This is a genomic window from Actinopolymorpha pittospori (genome assembly GCF_014873875.1).
Classification (GTDB): Bacteria; Actinomycetota; Actinomycetes; order Propionibacteriales; family Actinopolymorphaceae; genus Actinopolymorpha; species Actinopolymorpha pittospori.
In genome coordinates, this window is sequence record NZ_JADBEM010000001.1 from 804439 (window position 1) to 829181 (window position 24743).

The 24743-nt window shown below is 68.0% G+C and carries 24 protein-coding genes and 3 pseudogenes; 8 read left to right on the top strand and 19 right to left on the bottom strand.

The features are described 5' to 3' along the window. Positions 1 to 24: 24 nt before the first annotated feature. Positions 25 to 891, bottom strand: coding sequence for a helix-turn-helix transcriptional regulator (locus HEB94_RS03640; RefSeq protein WP_192748628.1), 867 nt, complete (start codon positions 889 to 891; stop codon positions 25 to 27). 114 nt (positions 892 to 1005) lie between these two features. On the opposite strand from HEB94_RS03640, the gene HEB94_RS03645 reads away from it, so the two are divergent. Beyond that, complete coding sequence (locus HEB94_RS03645; protein WP_192748629.1) at positions 1006 to 1704, top strand: SDR family NAD(P)-dependent oxidoreductase; 699 nt, start codon at positions 1006 to 1008, stop codon at positions 1702 to 1704. A gap of 307 nt (positions 1705 to 2011) precedes the next feature. On the opposite strand, the gene HEB94_RS50120 is transcribed toward HEB94_RS03645, so the two are convergent. The 3 genes from HEB94_RS50120 to HEB94_RS03655 form a co-directional block, all read right to left on the bottom strand. After that, complete coding sequence (locus tag HEB94_RS50120; protein WP_420481575.1) at positions 2012 to 2302, bottom strand: Dyp-type peroxidase; 291 nt, start codon at positions 2300 to 2302, stop codon at positions 2012 to 2014. After that, entirely contained in the window at positions 2191 to 2787 is a 597-nt protein-coding gene (locus HEB94_RS54295; RefSeq protein ID WP_420481514.1) for a Dyp-type peroxidase domain-containing protein, read from the bottom strand. The genes HEB94_RS50120 and HEB94_RS54295 overlap by 112 nt, the downstream gene beginning before the upstream one ends. Positions 2788 to 2950: 163 nt before the next feature. Next, entirely contained in the window at positions 2951 to 3241 is a 291-nt protein-coding gene (locus tag HEB94_RS03655) for a periplasmic substrate-binding domain-containing protein (RefSeq protein ID WP_192748630.1), read from the bottom strand. A gap of 838 nt (positions 3242 to 4079) precedes the next feature. Between HEB94_RS03655 and HEB94_RS03660 the strand changes: the two genes are divergently transcribed. Beyond that, positions 4080 to 4919, top strand: a complete 840-nt coding sequence (locus tag HEB94_RS03660) for a hypothetical protein (RefSeq protein ID WP_192748631.1) — start codon at positions 4080 to 4082, stop codon at positions 4917 to 4919. 622 nt (positions 4920 to 5541) lie between these two features. Here HEB94_RS03660 and HEB94_RS48940 read toward each other — a convergent pair. Next, positions 5542 to 5931, bottom strand: a complete 390-nt coding sequence (locus HEB94_RS48940; RefSeq protein ID WP_202896094.1) for a hypothetical protein — start codon at positions 5929 to 5931, stop codon at positions 5542 to 5544. A gap of 200 nt (positions 5932 to 6131) precedes the next feature. On the opposite strand from HEB94_RS48940, the gene HEB94_RS48945 reads away from it, so the two are divergent. Further along, entirely contained in the window at positions 6132 to 6599 is a 468-nt protein-coding gene (locus tag HEB94_RS48945; protein WP_238361933.1) for a Tn3 family transposase, read from the top strand. Further along, positions 6491 to 6766, top strand: a pseudogene (locus HEB94_RS54300) (Tn3 family transposase); the annotation flags it as partial. The gene HEB94_RS48945 and the pseudogene HEB94_RS54300, both read left to right, overlap by 109 nt. 113 nt (positions 6767 to 6879) lie before the next feature. Here HEB94_RS54300 and HEB94_RS03670 read toward each other — a convergent pair. Next, positions 6880 to 7506 (bottom strand): TetR/AcrR family transcriptional regulator, encoded by a 627-nt coding sequence (locus HEB94_RS03670; protein WP_202896097.1) that lies wholly within the window; start codon positions 7504 to 7506, stop codon positions 6880 to 6882. Positions 7507 to 7650: 144 nt separating this feature from the next. On the opposite strand from HEB94_RS03670, the gene HEB94_RS55060 reads away from it, so the two are divergent. Both HEB94_RS55060 and HEB94_RS03680 read left to right on the top strand, forming a co-directional pair. After that, the gene (locus tag HEB94_RS55060; protein WP_475554055.1) at positions 7651 to 8535 is read left to right on the top strand and encodes an SDR family NAD(P)-dependent oxidoreductase; all 885 of its coding nucleotides are present in this window, start codon (positions 7651 to 7653) and stop codon (positions 8533 to 8535) included. Continuing rightward, complete coding sequence (locus HEB94_RS03680; protein ID WP_238361407.1) at positions 8453 to 9043, top strand: NADPH-dependent F420 reductase; 591 nt, start codon at positions 8453 to 8455, stop codon at positions 9041 to 9043. Before HEB94_RS55060 ends, HEB94_RS03680 begins: the two co-directional genes overlap by 83 nt. Before the next feature lie 143 nt (positions 9044 to 9186). Here the strand turns inward: HEB94_RS03680 and HEB94_RS50125 are convergent, their stop codons facing one another. The 4 genes and pseudogenes from HEB94_RS50125 to HEB94_RS54305 form a co-directional block, all read right to left on the bottom strand. Beyond that, the gene (locus HEB94_RS50125; RefSeq protein ID WP_238361408.1) at positions 9187 to 10209 is read right to left on the bottom strand and encodes a hypothetical protein; all 1023 of its coding nucleotides are present in this window, start codon (positions 10207 to 10209) and stop codon (positions 9187 to 9189) included. 142 nt (positions 10210 to 10351) lie between these two features. Beyond that, a complete protein-coding gene (locus HEB94_RS03690) occupies positions 10352 to 11431 on the bottom strand; it encodes a cytochrome d ubiquinol oxidase subunit II (RefSeq protein ID WP_192748633.1) in 1080 nt (359 codons plus the stop codon). A 9-nt stretch (positions 11432 to 11440) separates the two neighbouring features. Beyond that, positions 11441 to 12802: a cytochrome ubiquinol oxidase subunit I gene (locus HEB94_RS50130; RefSeq protein WP_337917454.1), complete on the bottom strand. Its 1362-nt coding sequence runs from the start codon at positions 12800 to 12802 to the stop codon at positions 11441 to 11443. A gap of 555 nt (positions 12803 to 13357) precedes the next feature. Next, positions 13358 to 13609, bottom strand: a pseudogene (locus tag HEB94_RS54305) (phytanoyl-CoA dioxygenase family protein); the annotation flags it as partial. A 418-nt stretch (positions 13610 to 14027) separates the two neighbouring features. Between HEB94_RS54305 and HEB94_RS03700 the strand changes: the two are divergent. Then, on the top strand, positions 14028 to 14342 hold the full coding sequence (locus HEB94_RS03700; RefSeq protein ID WP_192748635.1) for an AbrB/MazE/SpoVT family DNA-binding domain-containing protein: 315 nt from the start codon (positions 14028 to 14030) through the stop codon (positions 14340 to 14342). A 35-nt stretch (positions 14343 to 14377) separates the two neighbouring features. Beyond that, positions 14378 to 14650: a hypothetical protein gene (locus HEB94_RS03705; protein WP_202896098.1), complete on the top strand. Its 273-nt coding sequence runs from the start codon at positions 14378 to 14380 to the stop codon at positions 14648 to 14650. Positions 14651 to 14712: 62 nt separating this feature from the next. Here HEB94_RS03705 and HEB94_RS03710 read toward each other — a convergent pair. From HEB94_RS03710 to HEB94_RS03755, 9 genes and pseudogenes are all read right to left on the bottom strand, one after another. Beyond that, positions 14713 to 15356: pseudogene (locus HEB94_RS03710) on the bottom strand (transposase); the annotation flags it as partial. A gap of 88 nt (positions 15357 to 15444) precedes the next feature. After that, positions 15445 to 15744 carry a YybH family protein gene (locus HEB94_RS03720; RefSeq protein ID WP_192748639.1) on the bottom strand — a complete coding sequence of 100 codons (300 nt, stop codon included), beginning with the start codon at positions 15742 to 15744 and terminating at the stop codon, positions 15445 to 15447. A 322-nt stretch (positions 15745 to 16066) separates the two neighbouring features. Then, positions 16067 to 17359, bottom strand: coding sequence for an IS256 family transposase (locus tag HEB94_RS03725; protein ID WP_192748640.1), 1293 nt, complete (start codon positions 17357 to 17359; stop codon positions 16067 to 16069). A gap of 153 nt (positions 17360 to 17512) precedes the next feature. Further along, positions 17513 to 19081 carry a hydrogenase large subunit gene (locus HEB94_RS03730; protein ID WP_337917455.1) on the bottom strand — a complete coding sequence of 523 codons (1569 nt, stop codon included), beginning with the start codon at positions 19079 to 19081 and terminating at the stop codon, positions 17513 to 17515. Next, positions 19078 to 20577 carry a proton-conducting transporter transmembrane domain-containing protein gene (locus HEB94_RS03735; RefSeq protein ID WP_192748641.1) on the bottom strand — a complete coding sequence of 500 codons (1500 nt, stop codon included), beginning with the start codon at positions 20575 to 20577 and terminating at the stop codon, positions 19078 to 19080. Before HEB94_RS03735 ends, HEB94_RS03730 begins: the two co-directional genes overlap by 4 nt. Beyond that, positions 20574 to 21236, bottom strand: a complete 663-nt coding sequence (locus tag HEB94_RS03740) for a hypothetical protein (RefSeq protein WP_192748642.1) — start codon at positions 21234 to 21236, stop codon at positions 20574 to 20576. The genes HEB94_RS03735 and HEB94_RS03740 overlap by 4 nt, the downstream gene beginning before the upstream one ends. A gap of 7 nt (positions 21237 to 21243) precedes the next feature. After that, the gene (locus tag HEB94_RS03745; protein ID WP_192748643.1) at positions 21244 to 22203 is read right to left on the bottom strand and encodes a respiratory chain complex I subunit 1 family protein; all 960 of its coding nucleotides are present in this window, start codon (positions 22201 to 22203) and stop codon (positions 21244 to 21246) included. Beyond that, positions 22200 to 24239 carry a proton-conducting transporter transmembrane domain-containing protein gene (locus HEB94_RS03750; protein ID WP_192748644.1) on the bottom strand — a complete coding sequence of 680 codons (2040 nt, stop codon included), beginning with the start codon at positions 24237 to 24239 and terminating at the stop codon, positions 22200 to 22202. Before HEB94_RS03750 ends, HEB94_RS03745 begins: the two co-directional genes overlap by 4 nt. Further along, positions 24236 to 24727, bottom strand: coding sequence for an NADH-quinone oxidoreductase subunit B family protein (locus HEB94_RS03755; protein WP_337917456.1), 492 nt, complete (start codon positions 24725 to 24727; stop codon positions 24236 to 24238). Before HEB94_RS03755 ends, HEB94_RS03750 begins: the two co-directional genes overlap by 4 nt. Positions 24728 to 24743 lie beyond the last annotated feature (16 nt).

Sequence of the window (24743 nt, forward strand, 5' to 3'; positions counted from 1 at the left end):
TGTTCGATCGACGCATAGGTCGGATCAGTTGTGCGTGGTGGCCGGTGGGCCGGCGATGGCGGTGAGCGCGAGCTTGGTCTCGTCCTCACTGCCGGGCACGGCTGTCATGATGACGATCTTGAGCTCGGAGTCGCCGTCGGTCAGGATGTCGCAGTCCACCGTGATCGGGCCTACCGACGGGTGGTCGATCGTTTTGTGGTCCTCGCGGTGCGCGGCCACCTCTCCGGTCGCCCATAGCTCAGCGAACCTCCTGCTGCCCGCGTTCAGATCGCGGATCAGCGTGGCCAAGCGGCTGTCCTGGGGGAAGCGGCCGGTGGCGCGTCGCAGGTCGGAGACGACGGCGGCGTCGGTGGCGTCGCGGTCGGCCTCGGTCACCGGCCACAGCGCGAGGTGGGCGGGGCCGGCGTCCACAGGGAACCTGTCGCGGGCGAAGTTTCGCAGCCGCGACGGCGAGGTGGACGGGTCGCCCAGCAGGGCGGCCCACCCACGATTCCACCACACCAGTTGCCAGTCCGCCGCGAACACGGCGACTGCCACGTCCCCGAGGCGGGCGAGCACCCGCTGCATGCCGAGCGGGAGATGGTCAGAGATCGCACCGTCCACCGGCGGTACGAGCTGGGCCAGCCGGTACAGGTGGTCCCGCTCGGCGGTGGAGAGCTGCAGGGCGCGCGCCAGGGACGCCACCACCGACGCTGAGGGTGTCGTGGCCCGCCCCTGTTCCAGGCGCACGATGTAGTCGACCGATACCCCGGCCAAGTCAGCCAGTTCCTCGCGCCGCAGCCCGGCCGCCCGGCGCCCGCGGGCCGCCGGCAGCCCGGCGGCCGACGGGGGCAGCCGGTCCCGCCACGTGCGGATCATCGCGCCCAGTCCGGTTCCGGGTGTCGTCGACATGATCTCGATCCTCCTGCATCCCCGGTCGTGCGTGTGGGCGCGAGGGTGGTACTGGTCTTCCTACCGTCGAAGCGTTCCTGGTCCGCCTCCCTCGTCGAGACCAGTATCGAAGGCATGAGAATCACCTTCATCACCGGAGCCAACAAGGGTCTCGGCCGCGAGACCGCCCGCCGCCTGATCGAGTGTGGCCACACCGTGCTCGTCGGAGCCCGCGACCGCGAGCAGGGCGAGGAGGCCGCCGCCGCGCTCGGCGCGCGCTATGTCCCCATCGACGTGACCGACGACGCGTCCGTTGCCGCCGCGGCCGCGAACGTCGCCGAGCACGAGGGCAGGATCGACGTCCTGATCAACAACGCTGGTGTGCACGGCCCCGTCGGCGATCCCAGCGACCTCACCGCCGACGACGCCCGCGCCGTCCTAGACGTCAACGTCATCGGCGTCGTCCGCACCACCACCGCATTCTTGCCGTTGCTGCGCCGCTCGGACGACCCCCTGATCGTCAACGTCAGCAGCGGCATGGGCTCCCTCGCCCTCACCCACGACCCCGCCCGGCCCGAGTCGCAGGGCGTCGCACCGCTATACGCCTCCTCGAAGGCGGCGCTGACGATGTTGACCACGCAGTACGCCAAGGGGCTCAAGGACATCCGCGTCAACGCCGCCGATCCCGGCTACACCGCGACCGACCTCAACGGTTACACCGGCCACCAAACCGTCACCGAGGGTACGGACGCGATCGTCGCCCTCGCCACCGAGGCGCCCGGCGCCAGCACCGGACGCTTCGTCGCCCGCTACGGGGAGATCGCCTGGTCCTGAAACCGGCCGTGCCGGATCAGCCACTTCAGGCGACGACGAGGTGCGCGGGCGCTACGAGGTGAGTGACTTGTCCGCAGCGCTCAAGGGAGGTCGCCGTCCAGGGTCCGGATCACCGAGCTGGACTGCGTGGGGCGGGTGCGGTCCGCGGACGATAGCGACGCCGACGATCCTGCAGGACCACGCACAGAACCCAGCGACTCCTACTGGGGTTCGCCTCAGTAGCCACCGCCGCGCCTCGATGCCAACCTCCCCTAGCGCATGGAGACGATGGATCCTTCGTGCCTAGGCGGGGAGTCGGCAAATACCGTTATCGGTGCGAGCTCAACATGTCTCGTCCGAGCCAGTCGTTATCGTCGCGTGCGCCTGGCAGGGCGAAGAAGTAGCCGCCGCCGAACGGTGAGATGTAGTCGATGAGCGGCTCGTCGATGAGGCGCTTCTGGACCGTCACGAATTGCCGGTCCAGGTCCTGGTTGAAGCAGGCGAAGATCAGCCCCATGTCGAGCTGGCCGTTGGGGTCGGTCCCGGCGCTGTAGTTGAACGAGCGCCGCAGCATCCTCTGGTCGTCGACGGTCCCGTCATGCGGGTTCGCGAATCGGATGTGCGCCCATGCGGGCTCGTTACGGGCTTGGCTGACTTGAGCCCGAAGCGGTCGTCGAAAAGGCTGGATCCGACGCTCACCGTCACGGTGAGCCCGTCCGGGGCTATGTCCGGTCCGAGCACACCGTTCTCGTAGGAGGTGGACACCATGCCGTCGTAGGGCACCCCACGTCCGGTCATGAGGTGGCGGATCGTCGAGGTGAGGGTCTTCAGCATCTGCTGCAGTCGCGCGCGATCGGGCGAGGTCACCGTGAACGCCACGAACGCCGACGCACGCTGCGCAAGCTCCAGGATGCCGGACTGGTGCTTGCCCTGGAAGGGGTACGCCGCCGGCGGGGTCACAGGCACGCCGCCGTCGGCGGCCGCGGGGTTGGTGGTGAGGGCCGTGACTGCGGCAACCGCGCCTGCCGACCCTGCGACGGCGGCACCGATGAAGCCCCGCCGGCTGACCCGGTCGCTTGGTGCTGGCGTCCGAGGCCCGGTCATCGGGTGCCGTTCCGGGGTTCGGTGATGACGGCGACGTGGGACAGCAGCTCGACGGTTTGCTGAACGTCGGCGTTGAGCTCAGCCCGCTGGCCGATGGTGAGTGACGACAAGGGGATCCATCCGTCTCGGTCGCGGTAGCTCTGTACCAGCTGCTGTGTCTTCTTCAGCCACTCCAGCCCTGCATGGCGAACTCGAAGTTGCCCTTGTCGAGGTCGATGGGTTGTTGGGTGAAGGTCACGCCGCGCATCGTGAGCTGGATCCCGAAGCCCTTGAGGCGCTCCCGGCGGACGCGTGCCCACTCGGAGTCAGTCAGCGGTCGGCCGGCGCGACGCTCGGCGTCGGCGTCCGGGTAGGAGAACGACAGCTGTCCGAGCGACAGTTTGCCCTCGCGGAGGTCCGCCGGTGCGAGGTTCTCGTCGAGCAGTTGCTCCACTAGGTCAAGGTCGCCCGTCACGGCCGCTGGCCTCCCATGTCGCGGCAGACTGAGGCGACACCCCATGCGCGGGAATCGTGCTGTTGGGGGTCAGCGTTGTGCGTGCGGTGAGCGGCGATCGTCGGCTCAAGCGTGAGGTAGTTGAACACGGCGATCAGGGACCACGAGGTTGGCGGTGCGCCTGGCAGACCACTTGCGGGCGCCAGGCGCACCACCACCATGATGCGCTCGACCACCCCCGACGTCGAGCCCGAGCTACCCCCGTCATGGCTCTCAGCTAAGAAGCCCCTACTACCCAGCCTCTACCGGGATTCCTTGCTCGTTCAGCGGCGCGGAGAGCGCGGAGAGCGCGGAGAGCGCGATCAGCGGTTGTCTGTGGCGTGTCCAGGTACTCGATCTCACGTCAGGTAGGCGTTGTGGACGCGCAAGCTCGCGGTCGAGCCGTGAGCCGCAGCCAGGCGGACCCCATAGTGAAGCCGATGCTGCAGCTCGTCGACGCGGGCGCCGTCTGCTCGATCGGCTGCGGTCCGGTCGCATTCGGCGCACGACCACCGGCCCAGCCAGCATGGGAGTGCGCGCCGGGGCCCTCGCCGGCGCCTGGGTGGGGTGGTGCGAGTGGATGGCGAGAGGCTTCTAAACCACCAGCGCGTGCGGACATGCTCGGCTCACCGGATGCCCAGCCGCAGGATCCGCACCTGCATCTCGAGCTCCCCCCAGCGAGCCTCGGCCCGGGCCGATCAGCTTCGCGACCTCGCAGTCGACGTCGAGGTAACGAACTTCGCCCTGTCCCCCACGGAGGGAGTGCCTTCACCCTTGAGAGGGAGGCTCATCAAGAGGGGGCCACGCGATCATGGCGGGTATGGAATCACGTGTACGTCCAGTACTGCTGGCAGCAGGATGGGCGGGGGCTGCGGCACTCATCCTGGTCGCTCCCGGCAACCTGGTGATGCGTCTCGTATTCGGCAAGTTCGACGACCCATCGCTGGTCCGGCAGGTCCTCCTCGCTGCGCTGGGACTGATGGTTGCCCTCGCCACCGGATACTACGGTCTGCGAACCTCCAACCGTCCACCCGACGCCCGCCCCGACGGGACGTTGCGCCCCGCGCCGTGGGTCAAGGCAGTGACCTGGGCGGCGGCGGCCGTACCGCTGCTCGGGTTCTCAGTCCCCCACATGCTGTGGGGGCTGGGGGTACCGTTCGGCGTCGCGGAAACCGAAGCGATCAAGGACGCCAGTTCCGGCGCATCGGTGGCCTTCTGGGGGCTGCTCGTAGCCGGACCGGCGGCGGGGGGCCTGCTCACCCTGGGGTTGATCTGGCCGTGGGGCCAGATCGTGCCGTCCTGGATACCATTCGCGGGCGGGCGGCGGGTTCCACGCTTGCTTCCCGTCGTCCCTCCTGCCGTGGTAGGCATACTCGTCGGCCAGTACGGGGCGATGATGTCCGGCTGTCTGGCCTTCGGCTTCACGCGCACGTGCGCCCCTGACGGGGGCACCCAGGCCCTCGAAGGTAACTGGGCGTTCTCCGGAACCTACCCGGTCTTCCTACTCTGGGGCGGCTTCCTGCTCGCTGCCACCGCCGGCTACGTCCACACCACTCGTGCCAGCATCTCACCGAGGCGACCAAACGAACCCCACGTTCGACCTGTCGATGTGTCCTCAGGGCCCAGTTGGCGTTTCAGTTCTCCGTCTGGCAGGGCCTAGCCGTGAACTTTCTTCCTACGTGGCCTCGTAACCAGCTACCTCACTGGGAGGTGGTTCGGCCTCTAGGAGGCCACCAACTTCAGCTTGACTAGAAGCTACCAGTGAGCGCAGAAAGCCCGTCGAACAACTCGGCGTTGCCGGCGCCTCGTGCGTGAAGCGGTACCCGGAGCGCCGGTCGACGGTGTACGAGCACGCGGCGGAGATCAGAAGCGGTTCAATCAGCGGGACTTCAAGGACCCGAGGTGGGGCCGGGAGTCCCGCGGCTCCTGTACGGGGCGGGCGTGGACGCACGCCGATGGGGCCGGTGGCGCTGTTCAACCACGCGGTGACGTGGCTGCCCGGGACCGGGTGCTGCTGCCCCGGTTGAGCGTGCAGGCCCAGCAGGTGTCCGAGGCCCGGACGACGGCCGAGCGGTGCCTGTACGAGGCGGTGGCCAAGGCGACACACCGAGCCGATCCCGCGCTCGCGCCGGCCTCCGGTCTGGGGGTGGGCGAGGTGGACGTGTCCGGGATACCGCCGCGGCGCTGGCGGAGCTGTCGCGGTACGGGATCGACGGCAAGGCGTCGCTGCTCAAGCGGAACGGGGATTCCTGGCGCCTGGCCACGCTGCTGGCCACTGCGGTCTACCTGACGTCCCGGGGGGTCGATGACGCCCTGGACCTGCTGGAGGTGCTGATCGCGACGAACCTGCTGGCCAGGGCGGAGCTGGAGACGGCGAAGGAGAAGCTGAAGACTCTGCCGCGAGTGGAGCTGGCGTCGGCGAAGCTGGCCGCCGCGTTCCAGATCGTGTTCGACACCACCAGCGAGCAGGTCGACACCGACACCGGGGAGATCAGCCCGCCCGAGGTGAAGTCGCTGCCGGACCTGATGGGACCAAGAAGGTCGGCCCCGCCGAGATCGACACCGGCCTGCTCACCGGGTCGTGGCGGCGCCTGGTGCTGTCCGCGCCGCACCTGGAGCCGGCCACGGTCGACTGGAAGGCGTACGCGTTCTGCGTGCTGGAGCAGGTGCACGGGATGCTGCGAAGCAAGCAGGTGTTCGCAAGAACTCCTCCAAGTGGGGCGACCCGAGGGCGAAGCTGCTGGGCGGGGACGCTTGAGAGCAAGCCAAGCCGACTGTGCTCGCCTCGCTGAACCTGCCCGCCGAGGCTGGGGAGCACCTGGCGGCACGGGCCGCGTTGCTGGACGGCACCTACCGCGAGGTCGCCGCGCGGATGCCGGCGAACTCCCAGATCGTGTTCGACGACGGCCGCCTGCACTTCGCCGCCCTGGAGCCGGAGCCGGAACCCGCCTCCCTACGCCAGCCGCGAGGCGGTGGAGGCGATGCTGCCCCGGTCGACCTGCCGGAGGCGCTGCTGGAGGTGTTCTCGTGGACCGGTGCTGACCAGGCGTTCACCTCGGTCACCGGCGGCGAGGCGAGGCTGAAGGACCTGCACGTGACGATCGCCGCGCTCCTGGTCGCGCACAGCTGCAACGTCGGCTACACCCCCGTGATCGGGGCCGCGGACGCCCTGAAGTACGGCCGCCTGTCCCACGTCGACCAGACCTACCTCCGGCCGGCGACGTGGCGGGCCGCGAACGCCAAACTGATCCATTGCCAGGCGTCGATTCCGCTGGCGCAAGTCTGGGGGTCCTCAACGCCCTCGTGCTGTTCAACACGCGGTACATGGATGCCGCGGTGAACCAACTGCGGGCGGACGGCTTCGACGTCCGCGACGAGGACGTCGCTCGCCTCTCCCCGTTCGTGCGGCACCACATCAACATGCTGGGCCGGTACTCCTTCCAGCCTCCCGACCTGCCCGGCGGCCTGCGCCCGCTGCGCCACCCGGGCTCCGCCGACGACGAGTGAGTGAGTGAGTGAGTGACAAGCCAGCCCGGGCCAGGTGCCGGGCGGCTGGTGTCGCGTACCAGTGGGTGCAGCCGGACGATCGGCAGCGCGTCCAGCGGCCGCGGAGTGCCAAGTTAACTTGACACTTCCTCCCGTCGCCGGTCATCGCTGGCTGTGGCGGGGATGGCGTTGTCGATGAGGACGGCGGCGATGGCGGCGGCGGTGGGGAAGGCGTCGGCGTTGAGGACCCGGGTGCGGGCCGCGGCGCCGTCGATGAGCAGCGCGAGCTGCTCGCCGAGCTGTTCAGGGTCGGCGGCGCCGGCTTCGCGGGCGGTGTCGGCGAGCCGCGCGGCGACGGCTTTCTTGTAGTCGCGTGCGTACTGGGATGCGGGGTGCTGGGGGTCGTGGAGTTCGACGGCGGCGCCGATGTAGGGGCACAGGGGGGTGGTGGGGGGGATGTCGAAGGCGGCGAGGAGCCGTTCGCGGGGCGTGAGGTCGGTGCGGTCGAACACGCCGGACAGAACGGAGGGGTCGAACCGGCGCAGGTACTCGGCGACGAGTTCGTCCTTGCCGGTGAAGTGCTGGTAGGCCGTGCGCTTGGACACCTGGGCCGCCGCGCAAAGCTGGTCCATGCCGGTGCGGTTGATGCCCTGCTCGCGGAACAGCTGCTGGGATGCGCTGAGGATGCGCTCGCGGGCGCCCCGGCCGCGGCGGCGGCCCGTGGGGCCCTTCTCCAACTCCATCTTCTCCAGCTCCGTCATGGGTCCATCATACCCGTTGGGTAACGATCGGTGTACATAGTTTGCGTTCCCGGCCACCCGCCCCGTACCTTTAAGCACACAGACCGGTGTACCTAACACCGTCACCCCAGGTGCCCACGGCACCACCGACCCAAGGGAACGACTATGGGAAAGCTTGACGGCAAGGTCGCGGTCATCACCGGCGGCACCACCGGCATGGCGCTGGCCGGCGCGAAGCTGTTCGTCGATGAGGGAGCGCACGTCTTCATCACCGGCCGCCGCCAGGACGCCCTGGACGAGGCCGTGAAGCAGATCGGCCGCAACGTCACCGGCGTCCAGGGCGACGCCGCCAACCTGGACGACCTGGACCGCCTGTACGACACCGTCAAGCGGGAGAAGGGAAGCCTCGACGTGCTGTGGGCCAGCGCCGGAGGGGGCGAGCCCGCCCCGCTCGGCGAGATCACCGAAGCCCACTTCGACACCTGGTTCGGGCTCAACGCCCGCGGCACCCTGTTCACCGTCCAGAAGGCCCTCCCGCTCTTCAACGACGGCGGCTCCATCCTCATGACCGGCTCCAACGCCTCCCTCGGCGCCTTCCCCGGGTGGAGCGTCTACGCCGGCAGCAAGGCCGTCCAGCAGGCATGGGCCCGCATCTGGCTCAACGAGCTCAAGGACCGCCGCATCCGGGTCAACGTCCTGACCCCCTGGGCAGGTCGCCACCGCCAAGCAGGAAGAACTCTTCGACGAGGCCACCAAGCGGCAGTTCGAGTCGCTCATCCCTCGCGGCCAGATGGGCCGCCCCGACGAGATTGCTGCCGCCGCCCTCTTCCTCGCCTCCGACGACTCCAGCTACGTCAACGGCATGGAACTCGTCGCCGACGGCGGCACTACCGCCATCTAAACCGAACAACCCACAATCAGGGCAGGACAGCTCATGAGCAACATCAGCATCATCGGCACCGGCAACATGGCCCGCACCATCGGCGCGCGGGCGGTAGCGGGCGGCAACACCGTCGAGGTCATGGGCCGGGATCAGTCCAAGGCCGCTGACCTGGCCAAGGCTCTCGGCGGCGGCGCCACGACGGGAGAATGGGGCACCGCCCCGGCCGGGGACATCGTCATCGTGGCCCTGTTGTACGACGGTGTCCTGCCGGTCGTCGCCCAGTACGGAAACGCTCTCGCGGGCAAGGTCATCGTCGACATCAGCAATCCCTTCAATTCCACGTTCGACGGGCTAGCCCACCGCGAGGAGACCTCGATCGCGCAGGAAGTCGCCAAGGCGGCCCCGGCCAGCGCCAGCGTGGTGAAGGCGTTCAACACCATCTTCCGCCATGTCCTGGAGAAGGGTCGGCCCGACGTCTTCATCGCTGGCGACAATGCGCAGGCCAAGGCAAGTGTGGAGGCGTTCATCGAGAGCCTCGGACTGCGCCCGCTAGACGTCGGCGGCCTGAAAATGGCGCATTGGCTGGAAGGAGCGGGCGTGGTCACGGTGGGCCTCGCCAACCACGGGGTGGGGAACTTGGACTTCGCCCTCAGCATCACCGAACTTCCCGTCTGAGCAACGGTTGACGGGTGGCCGCCGCCGCAGCACGGCGACGGGCAGTAAGCGGCACCCAGGTCATGCGAGCTAGGCCTACCTCCTGGTGATGTCGAGCCTGCTGGGACATTCCTCCGGTCCTGTCCCCGGGCTGTTTTAGGCCCTCAGCGTCGGCTGTCTCCCGGCGCGAGCAGGCTGGTGACCTCGGCAACCGCCTCCACCGACGGGTGGAAGTACTTCCGTACGTTCTCCGGCTTCTTGTGCCGGGACTTCGCCATGAGCATCGGCAGGCTGGCCCCGGCCTCGTCGAGGTGGGTCAGCCCGGAGTGCCGGTACTCGTGCAGCTCCCAGCCCCTTCCCGGCCCTTCGCTGACAGCCGTGTGCGCGTCCAGCAGGGCGCGGGCCCGCCCGTACGACAGCCGGACCAGGCCGGTGTCCGGGCAGAAGTCACGGGGGGCTAAGGACCTTTCCCGGCCCCGGCTTGCGATGGGTGACGAACACCGGCCCGCGGGTGCGGCCCTTGATCGGCCGGGGCAGCAGCCGAGCCGTGCCCACGTCCCAGTACACGGTCTCCAGCACGAACTCCTCGCGCGGGCGCCCCGGCGCCGGGTACCCGGCTGGGCGCCCTTCGCCTTGACCGGGGCCCGGCGGCCCGCCAGGTCCAGCTCCTCGATGTTGACGCCCAGGACCTCCTCCGACCGTGCGACGGTCTCGTACAGCATTCGCCACAGCGTCTTCTCCCGAAGGTGGACGTCGCGGCGGGCGATCGCCCGGTCAACGGCCATGTTCGAGCGCGCCGGGGTCTGCGAGTCCGGCGGAGGCATCCGCTTCACCCAGGCCGGAACTGCCGGGCCGTCGTAGCCGCGCTCGGCACACCAGCCCAGCCATGACAACACCGCCGCCCGGCGGGCGTTCCAGGTGTTGACCGCCGCCCCACCCCACAACTGTTCGAGGGTGCCGCCATCCTCGTCGCCCTCCACCGTGGAGAGCGGCCGGGCCTCGCCGAGGTGCTCGGCGGTCTTGCCCACCCCGATGCCATACGAGCGGAGGGTGTTGGAGTTGCCGAGCGAGTCGAGGAAGACGTCGGCCGCCGCGCGGACGGTCAACGCGTTCCCGACACCATCGCCGACGCGGGCGTGGAGAACTACGTTGAGGCGGCGGCGCTCACCCCGGACGCGCTCGCCCACCCCGCCCGGCCAGGATCCCAGTCTGGACGATCACCTGCTTCACCGCGTCGTTGATCCGGTGCGGTGGTCTTCCGGCGGCCGATTCCCAGCCCCCGAAACCTACAAACCCGCGGGTACGAAAGCAGGGTGCGGTGATCGCGGATCACGAAGAGTCGCCCCCGCCCTCAGCTTCGGGAGACGCACCAGCGCCGGGCGGCGCCGGGCCAGTCGGGTCCGTCGGCGGCGGAGCCTGGTGGCCGCTCTGGAAGGTCGTGTAAAGCCACCACAGCGAAGGCACCAGCAGCACCGCACCGACGGCCAGCGAGACGAGGGTGGCGGCCAGCACCGTGGCCGTCGCGGCGGCCTCTCGAAGGGGGAGACCGGGCAGCAGTTCCGGGTACTGCCCGACGCCCCAGCCCCAGAGCAGCCCGAGCACGGCAAGAGCCGCTGTGAGCCGGACCGCGACGTATGCACGTCGCCACAGCAGCACGAGCGAGGCCACTCCCGCCACGACCGAGACCACCAGCAGCGGAAGGCCACGTCCAGAGGTGAGCTCAGTGAACAGGCGCGGCCGGTCGAAGTACAGCGCCACCAGACCGGCGACCGACAGGGCGCCGACGATGGCTCCGGCATACAACGCCCGGCGGCTAAACGCCAGCGCGAGGTCGCGCCGGCCGCCGCGTTCGGCGTCCCGCGTGAGATAGACCGCGGCGAGATAGACGGCCACCCCCGCGGCCAGCACACCGGCGAGCACCGACGTCGGGTTCAGCCAGCTCGCGAGCGGGTGGCCACGCGCGATGCCGGGCGGAACCCGGCCACCCGCGACCGCGCCCACGCATGCGCCGAGGAAGAAGGGTGTGACGAGGGAGGAGAACGCGAACGTCGCGCCGAAGAGCCGCTGCTGCCACAGTTGTGTACTGGCCTTACGGAACGCGAACGCCGCGCCACGGGCGATGATGCCGACCGCCGCCAAGGTGAGCGGGATGTAGAGCGTGGAGGCGACCGCGGCGAAGACGGGCGGGATCCCGGTCCACATCAACACGAGCACGAAGATCAGCCAGACGTGGTTGGCCTCCCAGACCGGCCCGATCGAGTGCTCGACGAGGGCCCGCTGTTCACGCCCGCGGGCCGTCCCACCGGCGAGCAGGTCCCAGATACCCCCACCGAAGTCGGCGCCGGCGAACAGGACGTAGGCGCTCAGCCCCAGCCACAGGACCGCAAGCATGATCTCCGGCAGCGGCATCGGGTGGCCTCATTCGACGCGGTAGTCGGTCACGTCACGCTCCTGCGGCGCGACGGGAATGGGTGTGGCGGCCAGGCGACGCAGGACGTAGACCGTGCCGACGGTCAGGATCGCGTACACGACGACCAGCAGGGCCAACCCCCACCGCAGTCCGGGTGCGGGGTTGACCGCGTCGGAGGTACGCATGAGGTTGTAGACGATCCAGGGCTGGCGGCCAACCTCGGTGACGATCCAGCCGCACTCGAGGGCGACCACGGCGGCGACCCCGGACACCGCCCCCGCCCGCAGGAACCACCTGGTCTTCGGCAGATTCCGCCACAGTCGCCAGGCGACAGCAGCCCACACGCCAAGCGCGAGCAGCCCGAAACCGATGCCCACCATGATCTGGAACGCCCAGTGCACGATGTTGACCGGCGGCCACTGATCCGGCGGAAACTCGTTCAGACCGATGACTTCGGCGTTCGAGTTCCAACGAGCCAGCAGCGACAGCAGGTACGGAATCTCGATGGAGTAGCGGAGTTCATTGTCCACGACGAATCCACCAATGTGCTCTGGCACCGCCCGCTGGGTCTCGAAGAGTCCCTCCATGGCGGCGAGCTTGGCCGGCTGATTCTCCGCGACGAATCGCGCGGCCCAGTCGCCGACGAAGATCTGCACCGGTGACACCAGCGCCGCGATCGTGAACGGCACGAGGAACCCGAGCAGGTGGTAGCGCTCCCGTCGACCACGCAGCATCGCGACGGCGTACACGCTGGCCATCAGGAATCCCGCGACCATGAACGCCGCGAGGATCATGTGGACCGTCTGCGGTGGGGTGGCGGGGTTGAACATTGCTGCCCACGGGTCGACTGTGACGACCTGGCCGTCCCGCTCGGTGAAACCGGTCGGCGCCTGCATCCAGGAGTTCGCCGCGACCACGAAGAAGGCACTCGCCACGCCTGCGACGACGATCGGGATACCCGACAGGATGTGCTTGACAGGCGGCAGCCGGTCCCAGGCGTAGAGATAGATACCCAGGAAGATCGCCTCGATGAAGAACGCGATGCCCTCGAGCGCGAACGGCAACCCGATGACCTCGCCGTACCTGCTCATGAGCCCCGGCCACAAGAGACCAAGCTCGAAGCTGAGGATGGTCCCGGAGACGGCGCCGACGGCGAAGAGCACTCCCATCGACTTAGCCCAACGCCGCGCGAGCAACCGGTAGGCGGGGTCACCGGTGCGGTGTCCGCGCCACTCCGCGAACAGCGTGATGGCCGGCATGCCGACTCCGAGGCAGGCCAGCACGATGTGCCAGCCGAGGGACAGGGCCATCTGGGTCCGCGCCGCGACCAGATCGCCCTGGCTCGCGGCCAGGAGTTCGATCTTCAGCACCAGATCTCCCGTCGTCCCGGACTCCGCTTGACCCCGGCAACCGGCGTATACCCAGGAGTCCGAGGCGGCAAGAGCCGTACGTGCAGGAGAGCGGAACCGAACACCGCCGATCGAGCGAAGCGTGGTTCCGCGGATCTTCCGCGTCCTTTCGACGACATGCTCGGGCCCCTGGTCGCCGCGGTGGCCAGGTGGCCCACGCCGAGTTGTCGCTGCACGCCGTGGTGACATCTCCGGCTCAGGCCGCTGACCAGGAAGGCAGCCGAGCCTCCGATGTCTCCGCCGGGCGGCTCGACGCCCTGGCCGCCGCCTGAGCATCACATTGACTTCCCTGGCCAGGGCAGACCAGTGGACCGACCAGACGCCGGGACTATCCAGACCCTCCTCAGGGGTGCGTATCGCGATCCGGCTCAGCTTTGGGATCTCCACGACCTGGCCTGTCGCTTGGGCCAGTGCGGCGGTCAGGTGGTGTGGCGCAACAGGGCGTCCACGACTGCCGGCCACGTCGCGCGCGGCAGGCCCTGGCCGACGCCGGGCAGTGTGAGAGGCGCGCCGGTAGTCAGCGGAGGCGTTGGTCGACGTGTAGTGCACGGTCCTGCTGTCGTGGATCGCGGCGCCCCCGGCAGGGAGGGGACAGGCCACGGCGGTCGAGGCGTCCACCACGCCGGGTACGACCTCGAGGCCCTTTACGCGTGGGCCGTTGCCGACCGGCTGGTGCGGGAGGACCTCGCTCCGGTGGGATCCGGGAATGAACTGCATGCTCAGCTGGGCTGTCAGCAAGCAGTCGCGGGAGGTCCTCCAGGTGCGCATCGCACGCCCACACCGAGTGGGGTAGGACCGGCATCCACGGCAGGTGGGGCGGGCACGTCGAAGGAACCCCGGACGCTGGACGTGCCGTGGTGATCGCGGTGCGGCCGCCCGGTCCAAGGCCGAGCCCCCGGTTCGCTCTCACGTTCGGTCTCCGATCATTCGCCCCGAGGCAATCGCGATCCACTCGATCCCCTGAGGTCGTTGTCCACTGACGTCCTCCGGCGGCGAGCAGGGCGATGCCCAGGATCACACTCCAGCAACGATCCAGAGGATCATCCGATGCGAAACGAGTAGGACCCTGACCCAAGCCTCGTCACGAACTACGTCAAGGGTCAGGGCTGACCGGCGTCGCGCGGGTAGCGGCCGCCGAAGGCGACGGAGCACACCACGGAACCAGGAGTCCTGGTATCCTGGTTTCATGGAGACGCACGTCGGGTTCGCAACCGTTCAACCAAAGAACGGGACCATCACCATCCCCGCGCAACTTCGGCGCCAGTTCGGCTTGGACAAACCCGGCGCACAGGTCGAAATCGTCGTACGAGACGGCGTGATCGTGCTCGTGCCACACGTCGCCATCCCCGCCGACCAAGCATGGTTCTGGTCGCCGGAGTGGCAGGCAAAGGAACGTGAGGCCGATCAGGACCTGGCGGCCGGCGAGTACACAGAGCACGAGACCGGCGACGACTTCCTCGCCCACCTGGACCGACTAGCCGAGGACGGCGCCGGCGCGTGAAGTTCCGCACCCTTGCGGCGTTTGACCGTGACTACGTGAAACTGCCAGGCGAGCATCAGCGCGCCTTCCAATCGATTCTCCGTGAGCACTTCCTACCCGCCATAGCCGCGGGATCCTTCACCGGAAACCCGCCGTGGCCCACCAGGCTCCGCGTCCACCGACTCACCCGAGCCGCGATCTACTCGATCACCTGGAGCTTCGCAGGTCCTGACGGACGCGCCACCTTCCACCTCGAAACCGGGGCGGACGGCGCCGCGATCCTGGTTTGGCGACGCATCGGAACCCACGCCATCTACGACCGTCCCTAAAGGTTGTCCCGTAATTGATCTTGTGGAGTGCTCGGGTAGGTCGGTCGACCTTGCTGTCGGGGTCAGTCGGTGGTGAGGGTGAGGTTGCGCATGAGGGCGATGCCTGAGGTGGCGTAGTAGACAGCTCGGTGTTTGCGTCGGCAGTTGCGCAGGATGTTCCAGTTCTTCATGCCGGCCAGGGCGTGTTCGGCTCGGGCGCGGATGCGGCGGGTGTTGATCTGTTCTTTCCATTCCGGCAACGTGGCGCCGGCCGGTTTGCGGAACGGTGTGATGAACCGGGTGCCTTGGTAGCCGCCATCGCCCATCACCGCCATCTGCGCGCAGGCTGCATCAGCGCCGGACTCGGCGAAGGCGCGGCAGTCGTTGCGGTTGCCCGGCACCGGTTTGCCGACCGCGACCGTCAGGCGGGTGTCGGCGTCGATGACAACCTGCAGGTTGGTCGAGTACCGGTAGTTCTTCGACGACGCCGCGATGCTGCGGTCATGGGTGGGGACCAGGGTGCCGTCCACGATCAGCACCTGCTCCGGCCCCCGGCGGCGCCGCACCGGCGAGAGCACCAGATAGGGGCGAGATGGTCGACGACCCGACCTGCCGCGGACTTGGAGATCCCGAACAACAACGCCACCTGCCGCAACGTCAGGTTCGTACGGTAGTACACCGCGACCAGCAACACCCGGTCCTCAAGTCCCAGACCCCACCGGCGACCCGCACCAGTCAGCTCTCCACCACGAGCCCGCATGATGCCGGGGTTCCCCCGAGGTGTGGACACCGGCTGTCATGCGGCGAGTAGCACCTTATTCGACGGTGACGCCGCCGTCGACCAATCGCGTCGAGGTCAGCGCCAGATCGCCCGTGCGGAGAGTGGTTAGTTGCTGGCCAGGCGCGAAGGTCGGCTTGTCGGCGACGAGGTGTTCGTACGCCTTGCGGATCTCGCTGCTGCCCGTGGCGATCAGGCCGTTCGGTAGCGCCAAGACCGCATCTGGCTCATACAACGCCACCAACCCATCGACGTCACCTGCGTTCAATCGTTCCACGACGAACCGGCTCAAATCCCCCGGTCGCCCAGCACGCTCATGTCCCTGACCATCATCCATCGCCCAGTCCCTCCTGATCAGACCCTATGGCCCACCCGCCAACGCATGGTCCCAGGAGCCCTCCGACAGATCGGCGCTGCAGACAACCAAGGAGCGAACACTTCTGAAACCCGACCCTAGCCTCGATCTTGCATCGGGCTCCTGGGGACTGCGCGACGGGTTTGGAGCTATGTTCTGCTCCCTCTTCGGTCTGTCCATCGACCCAGGGGACGTCGCGTCAGTAACCTTCCCGTGCTCGTAGCTGCCCTGACGATCCACGACCTGGCTCTCGCAGGTCACCATGGGAGTGTCAAGTTAACGGTTGATCTTGGTTTGTAGGGGTTCAGTTGTTGGCCGGGGTGAGGCGGCCTTCGAAGGCGATCTGGAAGGCGTTGAGCGGTGCCTTCCAGCGCTGGGTCCATCGTTTGCGGCCCTGGCCGGTCGGGTCCAGGCTCATCAGCGCCATGTACACGCACTTGAGTGCGGCTGTCTCGTTCGGGAAGTGGCCGCGGGCTCGGACGGCCTTGCGTATGCGCGCATTCACGCTTTCGATCGCGTTCGTGGAGCAGATCACCTTGCGTATCTCCACATCGAAGGAGAGAAAGGGCACGAACTCCGCCCACGCGTCCTCCCACAGGCGCACGATCGCCGGGTACTTGGTGCCCCACGCTTCCTGGAACTCCAGGAACCGTTCCATGGCCGCGTCTTCGTTCGGCGCGGTGTAGACGGGCTTGAGCGCCTTGGCGATCTTGTCCCAGTCCTGGCGGGCCGCGTAACGGAAGCTGTTGCGCAGCAGGTGGACCACGCAGGTCTGGACGATTGTGCGTGGCCAGACAGTCTCGACCGCCTCTGGCAGGCCCTTGAGCCCGTCGCAGACCAGCATCAGCACGTCCTGCAGGCCGCGGTTCTTCAGCTCGGTGAACACGCGCAGCCAGTACTTGGCGCCCTCGCCGCCCTCACCTGCCCAGATGCCGAGGATGTCGCGGTGGCCGTCGACGGTCACAGCCATCACGACGTAGATCGGGCGGTTGGCGACCTGCCCGTCGCGGATCATGACGTTGATGGCGTCCACGAACAAGACCGGGTAGACGCGGTCCACCGGCCGGTTCTGCCATTCGGCCATGCCGTCCATCACCTTGTCGGTGATCGTGGAGATGGTCTGCTTGGACACCTCGGCCCCATAGACCTCGGCCAGGTGCGCGCAGATCTCCCCGTGGGTGAGCCCCTTCGCCGACAACGACAGGACCATCTCCTCCACCCCACTCAGGCGCCGCTGCCGCTTGCGGACGATCTGCGGCTCGAAGGTGCCGGCCACATCGCGCGGGACCTTCACCTCCACCGGGCCGACGTCAGTCAACACGGTCTTGACTCTGGCGCCGATACGGCTGTTGCCGCTGTTCTCCCCCACCGCATCGTGCTTGTCGTAGCCGAGGTGGTCAGTGATCTCGCCCTCCAAAGCCGACTCCAGCACCCGCTTGGTCAGCTGCTGCAGCAGCCCGCCCTCCCCGGTCAGCTGCAGGCCCTCGCTACGGGCCCGGTCCACGAGCATCCCGATCAACTGCTCATCCGACGCTGTGCTTGACAGCGCCTCGACAGGCTGCTCCACCGACTCAGGCGCAACGGCGGTCTCGGTCATCTGGCATCTCTCCCTTGATCAACAGATCCGCCGTTAGTTTTACAGTCCCGTCACCATCACTTGCTCTGGTCACCGTCGAGGATATTGGCCGCAACGTCGGTGAACGTACACGGTGCAGCGACAAGCGACGACGACCTGTAGGCGGGCTAACCCCTACAGGTCGTTTCCAGCATAGGAGAGGTTGAAGCTCTTGTTGCTGAGGGGAAAGTCAGGGACGATCGTATCGGTCAGTGCGACGGGTAGCGCGGGCCAGTTGAAAAAGGATGGATCGACGATCTTGACGCGCGTGAGCATGCCGTCGGCGGCTAGCTCGACCCGGTGGGTGATGGTGCCGCGCCAGCCTTCGACGATTCCGACACCGGATCGCGGGTGGGAGGGTGCTAGGCCGGTTAGTGAGTTGTTGGTCGAGTGAACGTGGCTCTGCGATGTGTCGAGGAGTTCAGCAATCACGTTCAAGCTGGTTTTGATCTCCTGGGTGCGTAGGAGGAAGCGAGCGAGGACGTCGCCGTCTGTGAGCGTGCGCACTGCGAACGCGGGCGGCAGGTCGAGGAATGGGTGGTCTCGGCGGGCATCGATGTCCAGCCCGCTGGCGCGGGCAACGTAGCCGAGTGTGCCAAGGTCGGCCGCCTGCTGTTGGGTGAGTGTGGCGGTTCCGGTGAAGCGGTCCCGTACGACGCTGTGCCCCAACGCGAGACCGATGATCTCGTCGATGTCGGTGGCGATGGCTGCCAATTGCGCGACATCTGGTGCTTGTCGGATGGTCGCCGATCCGGGCCGTATCGCTCCCCTCAGGAGCCGGTGGCCGGTGAGGGCCGCGTTGGAACGAAGCAGCTGTTCCCGGATGTGTTGGGCGTGCCCGTTGAGGATGCCGTAACCGACGTCGTTGCACAGTGCGCCGATGTCGGCTACGTGGTTGTGGATGCGTTCGAGCTCGAGGAGCATCGCGCGAACCCTGCTGACCGCCGTGGTTACGGGCAGGCCGAGTGCTTCCTCGACAGCGAGGCAGAAGGCGAGGGTGTGGCCGACAGCCGTATCGCCGCTGATCCGCTCCGTGAGCTCGATGGCGTCCTCGGGCGTACGGCCGTGGAACAGCTTCTCCAGGCCCTTGTGGACGAACCACAGGCGGGCCTTGAGATTGAGGATCGTTTCGCCAACGACGGAGAAGCGAAAGTGACCGGGCTCGATCAGCCCGGCGTGCACGGGGCCGACAGGGATCTCATAAACGCCTGGGCCTTCCACAGGGCGGAACGGGTACGGCCCGTCCACGTCGCCGAACACCGGCGGCTCGCCGGCGTCATGGCGCATCGGGTGCCAGCCGCGCGGCCAATGGAAGTGGCGGACCAGCCGGGCCGGCAGCGGATGGTCATCGGGAACGATGCCGTAGAGGTCGCACATTTCGCGTTCGAACCGCCCGGCGGGGAATGACAGCCCGGCCAGGCTGGGCACGTGGGGTTTGCTCGGATCGAGCGGCACATGGATCTCGACGCGACGGTCTGGCTGTGCGGCGACGAAGAGGTAGACCGACCGGAGCTTCTCGCCGTCATCGTGTCCGGCCACCAATGCGATCCGGAAACCCTGGTCCAGCAGGTTGATCGCTGCCGATGGCAGCTCCTCGGGTTGCACGGTCAGTGTTCGCCGGTTGTCGCTGACGGCAACGCCGACCGGAATGCTCGATCCGGCTGACTGCACAGCGTTCGACAAGTGGCTCAAGTGCTCTCTCACAGCGTCCCTACGATGGTGGCGGCGGTATGCAGAAGACTCTGGAGTGGGCCCAGGGTGACGCCGAGGGCGGCGCAGGCGATGAGCCCTCCAAGCAGTGGTAGGGCGGTTGTCACGGGCAAGGCCGGACTGAAGGTCGCTTCGCCTGAGTCCTGTGGTGGCGGGCCGAGGAGCATCCGGCCCGCGTGCGTCAACACCGCGGCGGCGATGACGAGCATGAGGACGAGGGCAGCGGCAGTCTCCCAGCCGAGCCCAGTGGCGAAGCCAGCGCGGGCGATGCCGAGGCTGCTGGCGAACAGGCTGAATGGTGGTAGGCCAAGCAGCGCCAACACACCGAGGCCGAAGATGCCGGCGAGGAACGGCTGGCGACTAGCGAGGCCGCGTACGTTGTCGATCACGCTTGTCCCAGTGATCTGCAGGATTCGCCCGGAGCTGAGGAACAGGACGGCCTTGCCCAGTCCGTGCCCAAGTACGTGCAGGAGTACGGCGGCGAGGGCGAGGCGGCTCCCGGCGGCCGCACCGAGGGCGAGCAGCCCCATATGTTCGATGCTGGAGTAGGCAAGCATCCGTTTGTAGTCGCGTTGGGCGAGCAGTAGCGACGCCGCGATGGCCAACGAGGCGAGGGAGAGCGTGACGAGCAAGGTTCGGGTGAAGCCCACCCCCAGTGCGGCGTCGGCGATTACCTTGACCCGCAGGATGACATAGAACGCGACCGACAGGAGGACACCGGACATCAGAGCGGAAACGGGCGCGGGCGCCTGCCCATGGGCATCGGGTAGCCAGGCGTGCATCGGAGCGAGGCCAGCCTTGGCGCCGAACCCGATGACCAGTAGCGCCACCGCGATGCGCGTAACCCCGCGGTCGAGGCCGGTCGCTGCGGCGGTGAGCTCCACCCAGTCAAGTCCAACGCCAGCGAGACCAGCATCGCCCGGGCCAGCGTGGGTGGCGGCGTAGTTGAGGAGGACGGTGCCGAGGAACGCGAGAGCGATGCCCACCGAACAGATGACGACGTATTTCCAAGCGGCCTCGACGGCGGCCCGGGTGCGCCGGTGTCCGACGAGGAACGCCGTGATGATCGTGGTGGCCTCGACCGCGACCCACGCGGTACCCAGGTTCGCGGCGAGCACGGCCAGTGCCATCGTCGCGACGAACCCCTGCACGAGGAGACTGTGTAGCCGGGCCGCACGTGTGCTCGCTCGGCCCGAACGGATCTCGGCACTCAGGTAGGCGGGGCTGGCAGCGGTCGCGAGCAGCGTGATCGCACCGATCACGATCAGCATATACGCGCTCAAGGCGTCCACTCGCAGTTGTCCGCCCAGTGCCGTCCGCGGCCCGTCGAGGGTCACCACGGTCGCAAGGAGGATGTCGGCCACGAACACCACCCCGGCGCACGCGAAGCCGAGCCATGCTGTCGTGCGCCGCCAGCCGAGCACGGCGTAGGCCATTCCACCCAGGGCAGGCGCCAGCACCGGCACCAATGCCAACAGACTCGTAGTCATGCGTCCCGGAGCTCCTTCAGCTCGTCCAGGTCGGTGTCGCCAAACGTCGCGCGCATCCGGGTGGTAAGCACTTGCAACACAAGGACGGCGAAGAGCACGTCGAGTGAGACACCCAGCTCGACGATGATCGGCACGCCGGCGGTGGTGAGGAAGGCGACTGCGGTGATCCCGTTGTCGATCAGCAGGAACCCAATCACCTGGGAGAGTGCGCGGCGGCGGGTGACCAGGACGAAGAATCCGATGAGTACGACAGTGAGGCCGACGGGGGTCGCCCTGGTCGCGGTCGACGGGGACAGCTGGACGAGAGGCTGCGCCACGGCGTAGGCGACCAGGGTGAGGACGGCGGCGGCGAGCAGCGAGGAGGCCACGTTGACGAGCGGGCTCGTCTCCCGTGCCTGCCCAGCGCCGCCGAGCGCTCGACCGACGAGATACGGCAGCAGCACCGCGCGCAGGGCGAAGATGCCCAGGGCAAGCAGTCCCAACTCGACCGATCGCTCGTGGCCGGCGAGCACAGCGACGATCGCAGCCAGGGTGACGCCCTGCAGGGCGAACAGGCGGATGATCGCGGCCAGATCCCGCCGCCACAGCACCAGCACTGCAGCCAGCAGGAACGCCCCGCACGCGAAGTAGAGCGCCTGAGCAAACGTCGACTCGGACATCGGGCTCCTAGGCGAGGAAGAAAGAGGCGGCGACAGCGAGCAGTGCGAGCAGGAACGAGCCGGCCAACAGTTCGGGCACCCGGAACAGCCGCAGCTTGGCCAGGAAGACTTCGCCGACGGCGAGGGCGAGGCCGAGCAACCCAACCTTGACAGCGAAGACGACCAGGGCAAGGAGTAAAGCGGTCAGGCCACCGCCGGAGGCGATGCCCCACGGCGCAAACAGGTTGGCGAGCAGCCCGAGAAAGACCATCAGCCGCATCGCCGACGCCCACTCCACCATGGCGAGGTCGGGCCCGGAGTACTCCAGCACCATCGCCTCGTGCACCATCGTCAGCTCCAGGTGCGTGGACGGGTTGTCCACCGGCAACCTGCCCGTCTCCGCGATGACCGCGACGGCGAGCGCGACCAAGGCCAGGAGGCTGACAGGGGAGACGACCTGGCCTGGATCGTGCAGGGTCGAGGTGACGATCGTGCCGAGGTTGGTCGAGTTGACCCGTACCGACAACGCAAAGATCGCGAGCAGCAGAGTCGGTTCCACCAGCGCCGTGATGGTCATCTCGCGGCTTGCGCCCATTCCGCCGAACGCCGTACCTGTGTCGATCCCGGCAAGTGCGAGGGCGACCGTGCCGAGGGCCAACAGTGCGACCACCGCGAACAAGTCCGCGATCGGGCCAAGCGGCGACTCGGTAGTGAGGAATGGTGCGACGGCGGCCACCACCACCGTGGTGGCAACCATCACCACAGGAGCGAGGCGGAACACCTCGCTTGTCCCACGGGGCGCCAAGGGATCCTTGCGCAGCAGTTTCCGGAGATCCCGCCAAGGCTGGCCGACACCAGGCCCGGCCCGCCCATCCAGCCGAGCTCGCACCTGGCGCATCACACCAACCAGCACCGGCGACCCCGCGATCACGACCACTACCTGCAGCGCCGAGCCGAGGGCACCCGCCACACCTGCGGTCCCTGTCATCTGGTCACCGCCAGCAGGACGAACAGCCCGATGACGGCGGAGAAGCCATAACCCAGATAGCGGTGCACGCTGCCGGTGGCGAGTCGTCGGCCGACCCGACCCCACCCCCGCGCGAATGCGAGCACAGGATCATAGATCGCGCGTTCGATTCGATCGGGCACCCGGCGGTGGTACTCGATGCGGTCTACCAGATAGCGGGACTCCTGAAGGTGGGTGACGTCGACGTTGGACTCGGGCTCGAGTACGTCGTCGAATACGCGTTGGAGCGGCTCAACGAACGACGTGGCGGTGTACTGCGTCCGTGGGCTGAGCGGACCTGCGCCGCAGTCCCACAGTCGAACCTCGCGCCGCACCCCGCGCATCCGTGAGCCGCGGCGTACGGCGGCCACCCTCAGCCCGGCCAGCACCACGACCATCCCGACGAGCACGAGGATCGCGAGGAACAGCGGCGACAGCGCACCGGCCACGCCCACCAGCCGCATTATGACCGCGCCCTGGACTGCCGAGTGGTCCAGTGTCGGCTCGGCTACGCCGACGGCGCCGGTCAGTACGGGTACCACGACGGTGGGCGCCAGGGCGAGCCCGACGCAGGCGAGGCCCGCCAGCCCCATGCCGGTGAGCATGGTGACTGGGCTCTCCCGTGCGCTCGCGGCGGCGGCGCTCCGCGCCCGCGCTAGGAAGCCCACTCCGAACGCCTTCACGAACGTCGCGCCCGCCACTCCGGCGGTCAACGCGACCGCCGCGACTGCTACCGGCATCGTGATGGCCGTCGCCGCTCCCGATGCGGGCAATCCGTGAATCAGGCTCTGCAGCAGGAGCCACTCGCTGACAAAGGCGTTGCCCGGTGGCAGCGCGGAGGCCGCCAGCGCTCCGAGACCGAACATTGCGGTGGTGACGGGCATCGGTGTCCGTAACCCGCCGAGCGCGTCCAGGTCCCGGCTTCCTGTCGCATGCAACACCGAGCCGGCGGACAGGAACAGCAGTGCCTTGAACGCCGCGTGATTGACCACATGCAGCAGTGCCGCAGTCAACGCCAGTCCGGCCAGTACGCGGGCGCCAGCGGAGACGAACACACCGGCAGCGCCCACCCCGACCAATATCAGTCCGAGGTTCTCGGTCGTGGAGTGGCCAAGCAGCCGTTTGAGGTCGGCGCTCATCGCGGCATGCAGAATGCCGTACAACGCGGAGATCGCGCCGAGGCCGAGGACGAGAAGCCACCACCAGCGCGGCCCGCCGCCGAGCAGGTCGAAGCCGACCCGGAGGATCCCGTAAACGCCGAGGTTGACCATCGCCGCCGACATGAGTGCGGATACATGGCTGGGCGCCTCGGGATGGGCCCGGGGCAGCCAGGCGTGGAGAGGAAGGATGCCAGCCTTCGACGCGAATCCGATCAGGGTGGCCACGAAGACCGTGCCCGCGGCGGCGGGTGAAAGCTGGTCGGCCACCGAGCGCAGGGCGGCGAACTCGTCGCCGTGTGCGCGGGCGGCGAACAGCATCAGGCCAATCAGGATCGCCACCATGCCGAGGTGAGTCATGACGGCGTACCACAGGCCGGCTTCACCCACCGCTGTCCGCCTGCGGTGCTCGGCCACCACGAGCAGGAGGGAGGTAAGTGCCATCAACTCCCAACACACAAGGAATGTGCTGACGCTCGCTGCTGCTGGGACTAGCAGCATGGCCGCGACGAACAGCGGGACCAACGCCTGCACGCCTCGCCCAGCCAGACCTTGACCGGAATAGCCGATCCCATAGATGCCTGCCGTGATCGCGACGCCGCCGGTGACCGCAACGAACAACCCGCCCAGCGGGTCGAGTTCGAGTCGTACACCGAACAGTGGCAGGAGGTTCGGCAGGGTCGCGCTGAACGCCTGGCCGGTGAGGGCAGCGACACCGGCGACGGCGGCAAGTGCTCCGCTGATCGCGGTGCAGGTCCCGACGACGGCGGGGCGTATGCGGTCGTAGCTGACCAGCGCCGTGACCGCGGCCAGCGCCGCCGCTGCGAGTGACAGTGTGAAGCTCAGACCGGCGAGACTCATCGACCGGTCAGCCCACGCAGCGCCGCCACGATCGCTTCCGGCGGCGGTGGGCAACCGGGAACCTCCACGTCGACCGGCACGACATCGGAGACCGCACCAGCGACCCCGTGGGCACTGGCGAACACCCCACAGTTGTGGGCGCAGTCCCCAACCGCGACCACCAGTTTCGGACTCGGAGCGGCGGCGTAGGTGCGACGCAACGGCTCTGCCATGTTGCGGGTCACTGGACCGGTCACCAGTAAGGCGTCGGCGTGCCGTGGCGACGCCACCAAGCGCGCGCCGTATCGCTCGGCGTCATACACCGGACTGAAGGCTTGACCGATCTCGATCTCACACCCGTTGCACGACCCGGCGTCCACATGTCGCAACTGGACCGACCCGCCCAGCTGATCAGCGGCGCTAGAAACACCATCCGGTCGCGCAGGGGCCTGCTCGGCGATCCGGCCAACTGCTCGGATACGGCGCAGCAGTCCGCTCACAGCTCCCACGACATCCCCTTAGCCC